We start from the raw sequence: 14,508 nt of genomic DNA, 5'->3' as shown, positions 1-14,508 counted from the left end.
GGGCGGCCGCGCGGGCGCCTAGTTGTTGTTGAGGTCCAGGGTGAACTCCTGGAAGGAGGCACCTTCCGTGTTGGTCGCCTCGAAGCCGGAGATGGCACTGTTGCCGTTGACGGTCAGCATCGGATCGCTCTGCATCTGCGCGTTGTTGATCAGCCAGTGCAGGTTGCTCGGCGAGTCGGCATTGGCGAGCGCCTCCTCGAGGGTGATGATGTTGTCGTGGTGGAGACGGTAGAGCGCCTGCTCGAAGGTCTGCGAGCCCTGGGCGAGCGACTGCTCCATGGCCTCCTTGATCGCATTGAGCTCGCCGCGCTCGACCAGCTCGGCGATGTGCCGCGTGTTCATGAGGATCTCGACGGCCGGGATGCGCTTGCCGTCGGGCTTGCGCACCAGGCGCTGGGAGATCACGCAGCGCAGCGCCACCGCGAGGTCGAGGTAGAGCAGCTGGCGGTTCTCCAGCGGGAAGAAGTTGACGATGCGATTGAGCGCGTGATAAGCGTTGTTGGCATGCAACGTCGCCAGGCACAGGTGGCCGGTCTGCGAGTACGAGATGGCGGCTTGCATGGTCTCGCGGTCGCGGATCTCGCCGATCAGGATGCAGTCGGGCGCCTGGCGCATCGCGTTGCGCAGCGCCTCACCCCAGCTCAGGGTGTCGATGCCCACCTCGCGCTGGTTGACCACCGATTTGCGGTGCTTGAAGAGGTATTCGATCGGATCCTCGATGGTGAGGATATGGCCGCTGCGGTTGCGGTTGCGGTGGTCGATCATGGCCGCGAGCGTGGTGGACTTGCCCGAGCCGGTCGCGCCCACCACGAGCACCAGGCCGCGCTTCTCCAGCACGATGTCGTCCAGCACCGGCGGCAGGCCGAGCGCGCCGATGCTCGGAATGTCGCTCTGGATGTAGCGCACCACCACGGCCATCGAGTTGCGCTGCCAGAACACGTTGACGCGGAAGTTGCCGAGATCGCGCCGACCGAAGGACAGGTTGAGCTCGCGCTCGCGTTCGAGCACCGCCTGCTGGGCCGGGGTGATCGCCTCATGCAGCATACGCTGGATCATCAGCGGGTCCATGACCTGCTGGTTGATCGGCATGGTGTGACCCTGGATCTTGATGTGGATCGGGGTGCCGGCGGTGATGAAGATGTCCGAAGCTTTCTTTTCGGCCATCAACTGGAAGAGATTGTCGAAGATCACGCCTTCGGACTCCTGTCGTCACCCAAGGATTTGCCCGGGAACCGCGCGCAGGCCGGTCCCCGGAGTGCGCCGCTCAGGCGCCGCGCAGCAGCTCGTTGATGCCGGTCTTGGCGCGGGTCTGCGCGTCCACCTTCTTGACGATCACCGCGCAGTACAGGCTGTACTTGCCGCAGGCCGAAGGCAGGCTGCCGGGCACCACGACGGCGCCCGCCGGCACGCGGCCGTAGGTGATCTCGCCGGTCTCGCGGTCGTAGATCTTGGTGCTCATGCCGATGTACACGCCCATCGACAGCACCGCGTTCTCCTCGATGATCACGCCCTCCACGACCTCGGAGCGCGCGCCCACGAAGACGTTGTCCTCGATGATCACCGGTCCGGCCTGCACCGGCTCGAGCACGCCGCCGATGCCCACGCCGCCCGACAGGTGCACGTTCTTGCCGATCTGCGCGCACGAACCGACGGTGGCCCAGGTGTCGACCATCGTGCCTTCGTCCACATAGGCGCCGATGTTCACGTAGGACGGCATCAGCACGACGTTCCGGCCGATGAAGCTGCCTTTGCGGGCGACCGCCGGCGGCACCACGCGGAAGCCACCCTCGCGGAACTGCTCGGGGGTGTAGTCGCCGAACTTGGTCGCCACCTTGTCGAAGAAGTTGAGGCCGCCGGCCTGCACCAGCTCGTTGTCGCGCAGGCGGAAGGAGATCAGCACGGCCTTCTTGATCCACTGGTTGACCACCCACTGACCGTCCTTCTTCTCGGCCACGCGCAGCGTGCCGGCATCCAGGCCGGCGATGACCTCTTCGACCGCGTTGCGGATCTCTGCCGGGGCGGAAGTGGGCGACAGGCTGGCGCGGTTCTCGAAGGCGGTGTCGATGATCGATTGCAGAGCGTGCATTGGGGGGTTCTCTCTCAGAGGGTTTTGCAGAAATCGATGATGCGCCCGGCGGCCTCGACACATTCGTGGGTGTCGGCCACCAGCGCGATGCGCACGAAGCCGGCGCCCGGGTTGACGCCATTGGATTCGCGGGCCAGGTAGCTGCCCGGCAGGACCGTCACATTATATTCAGCCTGCAGACGGCGGGCGAACTCGGTGTCGGGCAGCGGCGTACGCACCCAGTAGTAGAAGCCGGCATCGGGCAGGCGCACTGGCAGCCAGGGCTGCAGCATGGGCGTGATGCGGGCGAACTTGTCGCGGTAGAGGCGGCGGTTTTCCTCGACGTGCTCTTCGTCGTTCCAGGCCACCACCGAGGCCGCCTGCACCGCGGGGTTGAGGGCGCAGCCGTGGTAGGTGCGATAGAGCAGGAAATCCCCGAGGATCTTCGCGTCGCCCGCGACGAAGCCCGAGCGCATGCCGGGCACGTTCGAGCGCTTGGACAGGCTGGAGAACATCACCACGTTGCGGAAGTCGGTGCGCCCGAGGCGCCAGGCCGCCTCCAGGCCCCCGATCGGCTTGTCGGCGTCGTCGAAATAGATCTCCGAATAGCACTCGTCGGCGGCGATGACGAAGCCGTAGCGGTCCGAGAGCTCGAACAGCGTCTTCCACTCGTCTAACGTCAACAGCCGGCCGGTGGGATTGCCAGGCGAGCACACGTAGACGAGTTGGATGTCGCGCCAGGTGGCCTCGTCGATGCTGCCGAAGTCCGAGCCGAAGTCGCTCTCGGGCAGGTTGTTGATGAAGATCGGCTCGGCGTTGGCGAGCAGGGCCGCGCCCTCGTAGATCTGGTAGAAGGGGTTCGGGCACAGCACCTTGGCGCCCGGCTTCGTTCCGTCGACCACGCACTGCGCGAAGGCGAAGAGCGCCTCGCGCGTGCCCGCGACCGGGATCACCTGGCTGGCCGGGTCGATCTTCGGCAGCCCGTAGCGGCGCTCGAGCCAGTGCGCGATCGCGCCGCGCAGCGCGTCGCTGCCGAGCGTGGCGGGATAGCTCGACAGGCCGCCGAGGTTGTCGGCCAGGGTCTGGCGGATGAAACCGGGGGTGGGGTGCTGCGGCTCGCCGATCGACAGGCGGATCGGCTTGAGGTGCGCAGGCGGCTCGACACCGGCGAAGAGGGCGCGCAGCTTTTCGAAGGGATAGCTCTGCAGGCGGGCGAGGTTAGGATTCACGGGTACGCGGGCTCCTTGGCCGGCAATGGACGCGGGCGCCGAGTATACCTGCGTATGGCGGCGGCGCCCGTCGGAAGGCGACGGCGCGAATCCGGGCACAGGACCGCGCTGCGCGGCGACGATGCCTGAATCCGCTGCGTAACGTTTCGATGCGAGGCGGACGCACGGGATGACTTCGGCAGGGTGGTATGATGCCGGCCGCAAAAGCGGAGTGCGGCGGGGTGGATCGCCGGCCTGCACGTCCCGCTGTCTTCCCACTGCCCGCTGTGCGTCTCTCCAAGCTCAAACTCGCCGGTTTCAAGACCTTCGTCGATCCCACCACCGTGCTCACCCCCGGCAACCTCGTCGGAGTGGTCGGGCCCAATGGCTGCGGCAAGTCGAACATCATCGACGCCGTGCGCTGGGTGCTGGGCGAGACGCGCGCGTCCGCGTTGCGCGGCGAGTCGATGCAGGACGTGATCTTCAACGGCTCGACCACGCGCAAGCCGGTGTCGCGCGCGAGTGTCGAGCTGGTCTTCGACAACGCCGAGGGCAGGGCCGCCGGGCAGTGGTCGCGCTATGCCGAGATCTCGGTGAAGCGTGTGCTCGACCGCTCGGGCGAGTCGACCTATTACATCAACAACGTCCATGTCCGCCGCAAGGACGTGATCGACCTCTTCCTGGGCACCGGTCTGGGTCCGCGCGCTTACGCGATCATCGAGCAGGGCATGATCTCGCGCATCATCGAGGCGCGTCCGGAAGAGATCCGTGGCTTCCTGGAGGAGGCCGCGGGCGTCACCAAGTACCGCGAGCGGCGCAAGGAGACCGAGGGTCGGCTGCGCGACGCGCGCGACAACCTCGCCCGCCTCGACGACATCCGCATGGAGCTCGGCGAGCGCATCGTGCACCTCGAGGCGCAGGCCGCGGTGGCGGCGCGCTACCGCGAGCTCGACGCGGCGCACGTCGAGAAGCAGCAGCTCTTGTGGCTGGTCAAGCGCAACGAGGCGCGCGCCGAGCAGGCGCGCGTGGCGGCCTCCTTGAACGAGGCGAGCAGCCGCATCGAGGCCGACAGCGCCCGCCTGCAGGAGCTCGAGACCAGCGTGGAGTCGCGGCGCGACGCGCACTTCGAGGCATCCGAAGCGGTGCACGTGGCGCAGAACGACCTGTTCGCGGCGAGCGCCGAGGTCGCACGCCTGGAGACCGAGCTGCAGCATCTCGGCGAGGCGCGCAGGCGGCTGGAGGCGCGCCTGGCGCAGCTCGAACTCGACCGCGGGCACTGGTCCTCGCGCCGCGAGACGCTCGCCGCCGACCGCGCGCGCTGGCAGGAACTCGCCGAGAACGCAGCGCTGCGCGCCGAGCACGCCGAGGCCCGCCACCTGGAGATCGCCGACCGCCTGCCTGAGCTGGACTCTTCGCGCCAGGGCGCCGACGCGACCATGGCGGCGGCGCGCCGCGAGCTCGCCCAGACCGAGCAGCAATTGCGCGTCGAGGAAACCAAGCGCGCGAGTGCCTTGCGTGCGCTCGAAGCCCTGCAACAGCGTCGCGGCCGCCTGGAGGGCGAGCGCGGCGGGATCGTCGGCCCGGACGAGCGTGTGCTCGCCGAGCGCGAGGCGCGGCTCGAAGCGCTGCAGGACGAGCTGGAGGTGCACCAGCAGGAACTCGCCGCGGCGCAGCCGCGCCTGCCCGACGCGCAGGCCGCGCTGAAGGCGGCGCTGGAGCATGAGCGTGCGGTGCAGCGCCGGCTCACCGAGCTGCGCGCGCGTCGCGACGCCCTGATGCAGCTGCAGGCGCGCGTGCAGTCGCAGGGCAAGCTCGGCGACTGGCTCGAGCGCCACGGCCTCGACCAGCTGCCGCCGCTGTGGAAGCAGCTGCAGGTGGCGGCGGGCTGGGACGAGGCGGTGCAGGCCGTGCTGCGCGAGCGCCTCGCCGCGCTCACCTCGCCCGATCCCGCGCTCGCGCTCGCGGCCGCACGCACCGTGCTCGACGAGACGCCCCCCGAATCGCTCGCCATCGCGCTTCCGGCAAGGTCCGGCGCACCCGCCGAGCGCGCGAATTGCGCACAAGGACCGCTTTCGCCGCAGGGCCGCGTGACCGTCGCCACGACGGCGACGGAATCGTCGACGGCAATCGCGACGGATGTCGCTCCTGCGGTGTTGGCGCTGGCGGGGCTGGTGGAGGTGCGGGATCCGGCCTTGCGCGCGCTGGTGGACGACTTTCTGGCCGGGGCGTGGGCGGTGGAGCGGCTGGAGGACTGGCTGCCACTGCGCGCGCAGCTGGCGCCGAGCACCTGCCTCGTCGGCCCGCGCGGCCAGGTGCTGACCCGCGACGCGCTGGTGCACCACGCCCCCGACGCACGCACCCACGGCGTGATCGAGCGCCAGCGCGAGATCGAGGGGCTCTCCGCCGAATTGCAGGCGCACGAGGACGAGGCCCACCTCGCGCATGACGCGCTCGTCGTGGCCGAGTCGGCTGCGAGCGCGCTGCAGGAACGCATCAACGGCCTGCGCCGCGAGTTGCAGACCATCCAGGCACAGGTGCATGCCGAGCAGGTCGAGGTGCTCAAGCTCGCGCAGGCACGCGCCCGCGCGCAGGAGCGTCGCGAGCAGCTCGCCCGCGACCTCGAAGATATCGTCCATCTCGAGAGCGCAGAGCGCGAGCACCTCACCCGCGCCGAGCTCGAACAGGCGCGCGCGGCCGAGCTCGCGGAGTTGCAGCGCGAACGCCTCGACGCCGCCACCGAGGTGCTGCGCGAGCGCGAACACGCCGTGCGGGAGGCCCGCGCGCTCGAACAATCGGCCGCGCGCGAGTTGCAGGAAGCGAGGTTTTCCGAGCGCGAGTGCGCGGGCAAGCTCGAGGACATCGCACGCAACCAGCAGCTCGCCGGCGAGCAGCTCGAACGCGTCGTCGCCGAGCTCGCCGCGCGTGCCGCCGAGCTCGACGCCACCGACGACCACCGCAGCGCCGAAGCACTGCAAGAGGCGCTCGCGCTGCGGGGGCGCCGCGAGGCCGCGCTCGCCGCCCGCCGCGATGCGCTCGCCGAGGCCGCTGCGGCGCTCAAGCAGGTCGAGGAGCTGCGCCTGCGCACCGAGCACGAGGCCGCGCCGATCCGCGCCCGCGTGGCCGAGCTGCGCCTCGCGCTGCAGGCCGCCGAACTCGCGGTTGCCCAGTTCGAGGAGCGCCTCGTCGAGGCCCGCGCCGACGAGGCGGCGCTCGCGCCGCTGCTCGCCGCCGAGCCCAAGGAATCCACCCTGCAGCGCGAAGTCGCCCGCCTGGCGCGCGAAATCGCCGAGCTTGGCGCGGTCAACATGGCCGCGCTCGACGAGCTCACGACCGCCTCCGAGCGCAAGGGCTACCTCGACGCGCAGACCGAGGACCTGCTGCAGGCCATCGACACCCTGGAAGATGCCATCCGGCGCATCGATCGCGAGACGCGCGAGCAGCTTCAGGACACTTACAATACGGTCAATCGGCAGTTCGGCGCCCTGTTCCCGCAGTTGTTCGGCGGCGGACGGGCGGAGCTGGTGCTGACCGGCGAGGAGATCCTCGACGCCGGCATCCAGATCGTCGCCCAGCCGCCGGGCAAGAAGAACGCGTCGATCCATCTGCTCTCGGGCGGGGAGAAGGCACTCACCGCGATCGCGCTGGTGTTCTCGATGTTCCAGCTCAATCCGGCCCCATTCTGCATGCTCGACGAGGTGGATGCGCCGCTGGACGACACGAACACCGAGCGCTATGCGAACATGGTCAAGCGCATGTCCGCACAGACGCAGTTCATCTTCATCAGCCACAGCAAGATCACGATGGAATTCGCGCAGCAGCTGGTGGGGGTGACGATGCAGGAGCAGGGCGTCTCGCGGGTGGTGGAAGTCGATATCGAAGAGGCGCTGCGCCTGGCCGACCCGGCCGCAGCGTGACGCAGGACAAGCTACACGGAGCAATTCTGGGATCCAAATGGACAGCGAACTTCAGATCGCGCTGATCGGCGCCGGCATCGCCGCGGTGGTGCTGGTGGTGGGCTACAACAAATGGCAGGAGCGCCGCCACCGACGCGAGGCCGAGCGGGCCTTCAAGTCCGAGCACCGTGACGTGCTGCTCGAACCGCGCGAGGAGCCCGCCGAGGGCGAGCGTCGCGAACCCGGCATCGGTGCCGCCGAAGACGAGCCGCGCCGCTTCAGCGAGGCGCCGATGAAGCGCAGCACGCCCGAGTTGCCACGCCTGCTCGATGCGCGCGCCGACTGCGTGATCCGCCTCGAGACCATCGAGGCGCTCGAGGTCGGCCGTGTGTGGGCGATCCAGGCCGAGCAACTCGCCGGGCTGGGCAAGCCGGTGTACTGGTTCGGCTTCAACGATGCGGAGAACGTCTGGCAGCCGCTCGGTCCCGACAGCAGCGGCGCCTGCCACTGGTTCTGCGCCGCGCTGCAGCTGGTCAACCGCCAGGGCTCGATCGGCGAGACCGACTTCATGCGCTTCTCGGGCGGCGTGCAACGCGTGGCCGATGCGCTGATGAGCCTGCCCCCGGCGCTGCCGCCGCGCGGCGAGACCCTGCGCAACGCCACAGAGCTCGACCGCTTCTGCGCCGATGTCGACGTGCAGATCGGCATCAACGTCGTCTCCCGCGAAGGCCAGTTCGAAGGCCGCGCGATCCACGCCGTGGCCGAGAAGCACGGCCTGCGCCTCGGGGCCGACGGCGCTTACCACATGGTCGATGGCGAGCACAGCGTGTTCACGGTGGCCAACCTCGAGTCCGGTCGCTTCTCGCCCGAGAGCCTCAAGGGCCTGGTGACGCGCGGGCTGACGCTGGTGATCGACGTGCCGCGAGTGAGCAACGGCGGTGCCGCCTTCGACCGCATGATGAAGATGGCGACCACGCTCGCCGGCGAACTCGGTGGCGACGTGGTCGACGACAACCGTGCGCCCTTCGGCGCCGAGGCGGCGACGATCATCCGCAACCAGATCGGCCAGTTCCAGAGCCGCATGGCCGACCACGACATCCCCGCCGGCAGCCCGCTCGCCCTGCGCCTGTTCTCCTTGTGATGGACCTGTTCGCCGAAGACGGCCGCGGCGAGACCGCGGCCGACGCCGCCGCACGCGCAGCGGCCCTGCGCGCCGAGATCGCGCGTCACGACCATGCCTATTACGTGCTCGACGCGCCGACGATTCCCGACGCCGAGTACGATCGCCTGTTCCGCGAGCTGCAGGCCATCGAGCGGGCGTACCCGGCGCTGCGCAGTGCCGACTCGCCGACACAGCGGGTGGGCGGCAAGGCGCTCGCGCAGTTCGCCACGGTGCGCCACCGCGTGCCCATGCTGTCGATCTCCACCGAGACCGACACCGAGGCGAGCGGGGCATTCGCGTTCGATGCGCGCGTGCGCCGCGCGCTCGGCCTCGACGAGGACGATGCGGCGGTGGCCTACGCCGCCGAGCTCAAGTTCGACGGCCTCGCGATCAGCCTGCGCTACGAGGACGGCGTGCTCGTGCAGGCCGCTACCCGCGGCGACGGCGAGACCGGGGAGGACGTCACGAGCAACGTGCGCACGGTGAAGGCGATCCCGCTGCGCCTGCTCGGCGAGGCGCCGCCGGTGCTGGAGGTGCGCGGCGAGATCTACCTGCGCCGCGATGACTTCGAGCGCCTCAACGCGCGCCAGGCGGAGGCCGGCGAGAAGATCTTCGTCAATCCGCGCAACGCCGCCGCCGGCAGCATCCGCCAGCTCGACCCCGGCATCGCCGCGCGCCGGCCCTTGTCCTTCTACGCCTACGGGCTGGGCGAGGTCGCCGGTTGGACGCTGCCCGCGACCCAGACCGAGGTGCTGGACGCGCTCGCCGCCTTCGGCCTGCCGGTGTGCGGCCACCGCGCGCAGGTGCGCGGCGCAGAGGGGCTGGCGGCCTTCCACGCACGCATCGGCGCACTGCGCGACACGCTGCCCTTCGACATCGACGGCGTCGTCTACAAGGTCGACGCGCTCGCGCTGCAGCAGCAGCTCGGCTTCGTCACCCGCGAGCCGCGCTGGGCGGTGGCGCACAAGTACCCTGCTCAGGAGGCGGTGACGCTGCTGCGCGACATCGAGGTGCAGGTCGGCCGCACCGGCGCGCTGACCCCGGTGGCGCGCCTCGAGCCGGTCTTCGTCGGCGGCGTCACGGTCACCAACGCCACGCTGCACAACCAGGACGAGATCGACCGCAAGGACGTGCGCATCGGCGACTGGGTGATCGTGCGTCGTGCAGGCGACGTGATCCCCGAGGTGGTGGCGCCGATCCTGGAGCGCCGCGGCGGCGAACTGCCGCGCTTCGTGCTGCTCGACCGGTTCCCCACCTGTCCGGTGTGCGGTTCGCATGTGGTGCGCGGCGAAGACGAAGCGGTCGCGCGCTGCACCGGCGGGTTGTTCTGCCCGGCCCAGCGCAAGCAGGCGCTGCTTCACTTCGCCGGCCGGCGTGCGATGGACATCGAAGGATTGGGCGACAAGCTGGTCGATCAGCTTGTGGACGCGGCGATCGTGAAGACGCCGGTCGATCTCTACCGCCTCGGCGTGCTCGCGCTCGCCAACCTCGAGCGCATGGGCGAGAAGTCGGCGCAGAATCTGCTGATGGCGATCGAGAAGAGCCGTGGCACCACGCTGGCGCGCTTCATCTTCGCGCTCGGCATCCGCAACGTCGGCGAGGCCACCGCGCGCGACCTCGCACGCCACTTCGGCAAGCTCGACGCGCTGATCGCGGCCGACGTCGATGCCCTGCAGCAGGTGCCCGACGTGGGGCCCATCGTGGCGAAATGCATCGCCGAGTTCTTCGCCGAGCCGCACAATCGCGAGGTGATCGAGCAGTTGCGTGCCGCCGGCGTGCATTGGGCCGAGGGCGAGCCGCAGGGCTCGGTGGCCGGCGCACTCGCGGGCAAGACCTTCGTGCTCACCGGCACGCTGCCGACCCTGAGCCGCGACGAGGCCAAGGCGCGGATCGAGGCCCGCGGCGGCAAGGTCGCCGGCTCGGTGTCGAAGAAGACGCACTACGTGGTCGCCGGCGCCGAGGCGGGCTCCAAGCTCGACAAGGCGCAGGCGCTCGGGCTCGCCATCCTCGACGAGGACGGGCTGCGCGTGCTGCTGAACGAAACGGATACAAACGCTTGATGCAGGCCAGGTCTGCTTGGCGCATGATCGCGCCCGCTGCTGCGTCGCAACCCCCTCTATTCATGGGAGAGCAAGAAAAATGAAGAAAGTCACCAAGGCGATTTTTCCTGTGGCCGGCATGGGCACGCGCTTCCTGCCCGCCACCAAGGCGAGCCCGAAGGAGATGCTGCCGATCGTCGACAAGCCCTTGATCCAGTACGCCGTTGAAGAGGCGGTCGCCGCCGGCATCACCGACATGATCTTCATCACCGGTCGTACCAAGCGCTCGATCGAGGACCACTTCGACAAGGCCTACGAGCTCGAGACCGAGCTCGAGGCGCGCGGCAAGAAGCAGCTGCTCGAGATCGTGCGCCAGACGGTGCCGAAGGGCGTCAACTGTATCTACATCCGCCAGTCCGAGGCGCTCGGCCTCGGCCATGCCGTGCGTTGCGCCAGCCACGTGGTGAGCGACGAGGCCTTCGCGGTGATCCTCGCCGACGACCTGCTCGACAACAAGGATGGCACGCCGGTGTTGAAGCAGATGGTGGATGTGTACAACTATCACCGCTGCTCGGTGCTCGGCACGATGAATGTGCCGCGCGAGGAAACCCGCAGCTACGGCATCGTCAGCACCGAATCCGACAAGGGCCAGGTGCAGCGCATGACCGGCATCGTCGAGAAGCCCAAGCCCGAGGAAGCACCGACGACCCAGGCCGTGGTCGGTCGCTACATCCTGACCCCGCGCATCTTCGATCACATCCGTGCGTTGAAGCCCGGCGCCGGTGGCGAGTACCAGCTCACCGACGCGATCGCATCGCTGCTCAAGGAGGAGGCCGTGCTGGCCTTCCAGTTCGACGGCGTGCGCTACGACTGCGGTTCGAAGCTCGGCTACCTGAAGGCGACGATCGAGTTCGGGTTGCGCCATCCGGAAACTGGTGGCGACTTCGCGGCCTACCTGAGCGGGCGCTTCGGCGCCGAAGGCAAGGCGGCGAAGGCAGCCAAGTAAGTCCCGTCTCGCGCGTCGAGGCGGGTCGGAAACGGGCGGCCCGCGGGTCGCCCGTTTCACATCGTCTTGAGGTATTCGAGCAGGTCCGCCTTGTCCGCGGCGGGGAGAGTGGTTCCGAACGCGTGACCACGGTTGCTGCCACCACGGGCCCCGACGTCGTGCACGGTGCCGATGCGTTCGGCCTCGGGGCCGTGGGTGACGAAGCCGACCCGGTCCGGATCATAGACGTCGTAACCGCGCCAGAAGCGGGTCGGGCGCTGCGCGGGCGGTTCGAGCAGGTCGCGCAGCGAGGGCACCGAGCCGTTATGCAGGTATGGCGCGCGCAGCCAGATGCCGTCGAGGAAGGCGGCGACGTAGCCGGTCAGCGGGGCTTCGACCAGGCCCGGACGCTCGATGCCCATCCCGGCCACCACCTGATTCGCTTCGCGCGCCGCGCGTTCGTTCCATGTCGCGATGCGCTCCGCGCTGGTGCCGACCTCGGCAAGCGGGATCACCGTTCCGGTGCGCGCCGATGCGTGGCAGCCGGCGCAGGTCGTGTCGAACACCTGCTTGCCGCGCGCTACAGCGGCGGTATCGACTGCGAACGGATACGGCGGCGCACGTTTCGCCGAAACGTATTCGATGAGCCAGCGCACCTCGCCGAGAAACTCGGCGTTGTCCTTGGGTGGCGCGCCGAGCAGGCCGAGCGCGGAGTCGATCACCACCGAATACGCGTCGTGGCTGTCGCCGGCGAAGTTCATGCGCATACCCTGATCGGCGCGGTACTTGCCGAGGTTCCACAGCGAAGGCATGTCGGTCGGGCCGAAACTGTCGTCCATCGGCCAGCGGATCATGAAGTACTTGGTCAGGTTCATCGCATCGTCGCGGCCGCGGCCCCAGGGCGGGAAATCGTCGCGGTACAGCCAGGCGAACTGCTGTTCGCGCTCGAGCAGGCGCTTGCGCGTGATCGGGATGATCACGAAGCGATAGAGCAGGCGGTCGATGAAGGACAGGTCGGTGACCAGATTGATCTCGGCCATCAGGTTGTCGGCGTTGAAGCGTGGGTCTTTCGCGCAGTCGACCAGAAAGCGGAAGAAGGCCCACAGGTTCAGCGTGTGATTGGGGCCGGTCGGCACGAAAGTCGGCGCCGCATCGGCCTGGGTGCGGTAGCTCGTGGTGTGGCAGGACGCGCAGTTGTTGGCCACGCGCGGAAAGCCCACCACCTTCTTCGAGAAGCCGACCGGCAGCTCCTGGCCTTCTTCCCACACCACGCCGAAGGCGGCGTAGCCGCCCGGGCCCGGCAGCTTGTCGGGAAACATCCGCGGCAGCACGTAGAAGATCCAGTAGGGGATGCCGGCATCGCGTTCGGCACCGATCGAGCCGTACTTGAAGCGCATGTCGGGATCGCGGGTGATCCATTCCGGCTGCGCTTCCTCGCGAAAGAACTTGTACCAGGCGAAGGCGCCGCCGGCGGCGCCGAGCGCGAGCAGCAGGAGCAGCGCAACGAGCAGGCTGCGGCCGGTGTTGCGGCGCCGGCAGACGAGCCGGGTGGGGCGCGGCCCCGGATTCGTGCAGGGGGCGAATTTCATGGCGGCACTCCTCGCATCAGAAGGTCTTCAGGTGCTCGACCAGCGCATCCTTGTCCGCGGCGGGCAGATCGGTGCCATAGGCCGGGCCTTCGTGACCGCTGTTGCCGTTGCCCGGCAGCGTGGTGTCGAACAGGAAGTGATCGGTTGCGGTCTGGGCCCTGCCCGTCGGCGCGGCGCATTGCGCAGGATCGGCAGCGCTGGCGAAGCCGACCCGCACCGCATCGATCAGCGTGCCGCCGCGCACAAAGCATGTCGGCCGAGCGAAGGCGGACTCGAGCAGATCGCGCAGGGTGGGCACGGAGCCGTTGTGCAGGTAGGGCGCGCGCAGCCAGATGCCGTCGAGCGGCATGTTGGCGTAGCCCCAGGTCTTGCGGAAATGGCGGAAACGATGCGGATAGCCCGCATAGAGGGTCGCCTGATTGACCGCCAGATCCCGGGTGTAGGAATCGAGCCGGGCGGGGTCGGTGGCGATGTCCGCGATCGGGGTGACATGGCCGACCTTCGGCCCTGCGAAGTCGCTGCCGCTCGCGCCGTGGCAATCGGCGCAATAGTGCGCATACAGCGCCGCGCCGCGCGCGGCGAGTGTCTTATCCACCGGCAGCGGCCACGCCGGCGGGGCGAGGTCGAGCAGCCAGGCCTCGACCCGGGAGATTGCCGCCAGGTCGATGGTGGGGGGCGTGGTGCCGGTACCGAAGGCTGCACTCTTGTTGCGCTCCTCGGTGTGGGTGTTGTTCCCGTCCCAGTGCAGTTCCATGCGCTCGCCATCGTCACGTTGCATGCGCTTGCGCTGGTTCCAGATCGACGGAAAATCGGCGGCGCCGAGGCGCTCGCGGGCAGGAAGTCGTTGCACCGGAAAATTGAACAGGACCTTTGCGGCGTTGAAGGTGTCGACCCGACCCGGCCCCCAGGGCGCTTGCGCGGACACGAAGCCAAAGCGCGCGCGCAGCATCAGCAGGCGCTCGCGCATCAACGCGATCGCCACCGGATAGACGAGGTAGCGATCGACGAGCCCGAGTCCGCCGCTCAGGCGCTCGATCTCCGGCACGATGAACTCACGCGAGAAGGTCGGGCCGGCCGCGCATTCGAAGAAGAAGCGCTGGAAGGCGAGAATGTCGAAGCGATGGGCGGGCATGCCGACGACCAGGCGTGCGGGCGCAGCGGGCGTGTCGCGAACGAGGCCGGCGTGGCAAGCGGCGCAGTTGAGGAAGACGCGATCGATGCCGAGGTGGCGCCGCTTCGAAACGCCCACCGGCAGGTCGCGACCTTCCTCGAAAATCAGGCCGAGCGACGCGTAGCCGGGACCGGGCAGATGTTCTGCGCACACGGTCGGCAAGGCCTGCCAGATCCAGTACGGGAAGCCCGATGCGCGCTCGCCGCCGGTCGAGCCGTACTTGAAGTGCTCCACCGGGTCTGCATGGACGACCGGCTCGTCCGGCACGAACCGCACGAGGGCATAGCCGCCCGCGAGCAGGAGCAGCAGCCAGGGCAGCAGCACGAGGATGCGGAGCAGCGTGCGCGCGAGGCGCAGGCGATGCGTTGTGGGGACGGACTCGGGCGTGTTCACGGT

At 68.9% G+C, this 14,508-nt stretch carries 9 protein-coding genes; 4 read left to right on the top strand and 5 right to left on the bottom strand.

The features are described from left to right. Positions 1 to 18 precede the first annotated feature (18 nt). The 3 genes from TMZ1T_RS10855 to dapC all read right to left on the bottom strand — a co-directional run bounded on the left by TMZ1T_RS10855 (position 19) and on the right by dapC (position 3,294). The gene (locus TMZ1T_RS10855) at positions 19 to 1,191 is read right to left on the bottom strand and encodes a PilT/PilU family type 4a pilus ATPase (protein ID WP_004315100.1); all 1,173 of its coding nucleotides are present in this window, start codon (positions 1,189 to 1,191) and stop codon (positions 19 to 21) included. Between the two features lie 73 nt (positions 1,192 to 1,264). After that, positions 1,265 to 2,086, bottom strand: a complete 822-nt coding sequence (dapD, locus tag TMZ1T_RS10850; RefSeq protein ID WP_012585417.1) for a 2,3,4,5-tetrahydropyridine-2,6-dicarboxylate N-succinyltransferase — start codon at positions 2,084 to 2,086, stop codon at positions 1,265 to 1,267. Positions 2,087 to 2,100: 14 nt separating this feature from the next. Continuing rightward, a complete protein-coding gene (gene dapC, locus TMZ1T_RS10845; protein ID WP_004315097.1) occupies positions 2,101 to 3,294 on the bottom strand; it encodes a succinyldiaminopimelate transaminase in 1,194 nt (397 codons plus the stop codon). Between the two features lie 266 nt (positions 3,295 to 3,560). Here dapC and TMZ1T_RS10840 point away from each other — a divergent pair, with 266 nt between their 5' ends. The 4 genes from TMZ1T_RS10840 to galU all read left to right on the top strand — a co-directional run bounded on the left by TMZ1T_RS10840 (position 3,561) and on the right by galU (position 11,373). Then, positions 3,561 to 7,187 (top strand): chromosome segregation protein SMC, encoded by a 3,627-nt coding sequence (locus TMZ1T_RS10840; RefSeq protein WP_187283001.1) that lies wholly within the window; start codon positions 3,561 to 3,563, stop codon positions 7,185 to 7,187. Positions 7,188 to 7,224: 37 nt separating this feature from the next. Next, complete coding sequence (locus TMZ1T_RS10835; RefSeq protein WP_004301383.1) at positions 7,225 to 8,307, top strand: cell division protein ZipA; 1,083 nt, start codon at positions 7,225 to 7,227, stop codon at positions 8,305 to 8,307. After that, positions 8,307 to 10,388, top strand: coding sequence for an NAD-dependent DNA ligase LigA (gene ligA, locus TMZ1T_RS10830; RefSeq protein WP_012585415.1), 2,082 nt, complete (start codon positions 8,307 to 8,309; stop codon positions 10,386 to 10,388). Before TMZ1T_RS10835 ends, ligA begins: the two co-directional genes overlap by 1 nt. 79 nt (positions 10,389 to 10,467) lie before the next feature. Further along, the gene (galU, locus tag TMZ1T_RS10825) at positions 10,468 to 11,373 is read left to right on the top strand and encodes a UTP--glucose-1-phosphate uridylyltransferase GalU (protein ID WP_004301387.1); all 906 of its coding nucleotides are present in this window, start codon (positions 10,468 to 10,470) and stop codon (positions 11,371 to 11,373) included. 56 nt (positions 11,374 to 11,429) lie between these two features. On the opposite strand, the gene TMZ1T_RS10820 is transcribed toward galU, so the two are convergent. Together TMZ1T_RS10820 and TMZ1T_RS10815 are read right to left on the bottom strand one after the other, a co-directional pair. After that, positions 11,430 to 12,941, bottom strand: coding sequence for a c-type cytochrome (locus TMZ1T_RS10820; protein WP_004301389.1), 1,512 nt, complete (start codon positions 12,939 to 12,941; stop codon positions 11,430 to 11,432). 16 nt (positions 12,942 to 12,957) lie between these two features. Continuing rightward, positions 12,958 to 14,505 (bottom strand): c-type cytochrome, encoded by a 1,548-nt coding sequence (locus TMZ1T_RS10815; protein ID WP_012585414.1) that lies wholly within the window; start codon positions 14,503 to 14,505, stop codon positions 12,958 to 12,960. Positions 14,506 to 14,508: the final 3 nt, after the last annotated feature.

The organism is Thauera aminoaromatica (assembly GCF_000021765.1).
Lineage (GTDB): Bacteria > Pseudomonadota > Gammaproteobacteria > Burkholderiales > Rhodocyclaceae > Thauera > Thauera aminoaromatica.
This window is presented reverse-complemented; position numbering and strand designations above follow the sequence as displayed.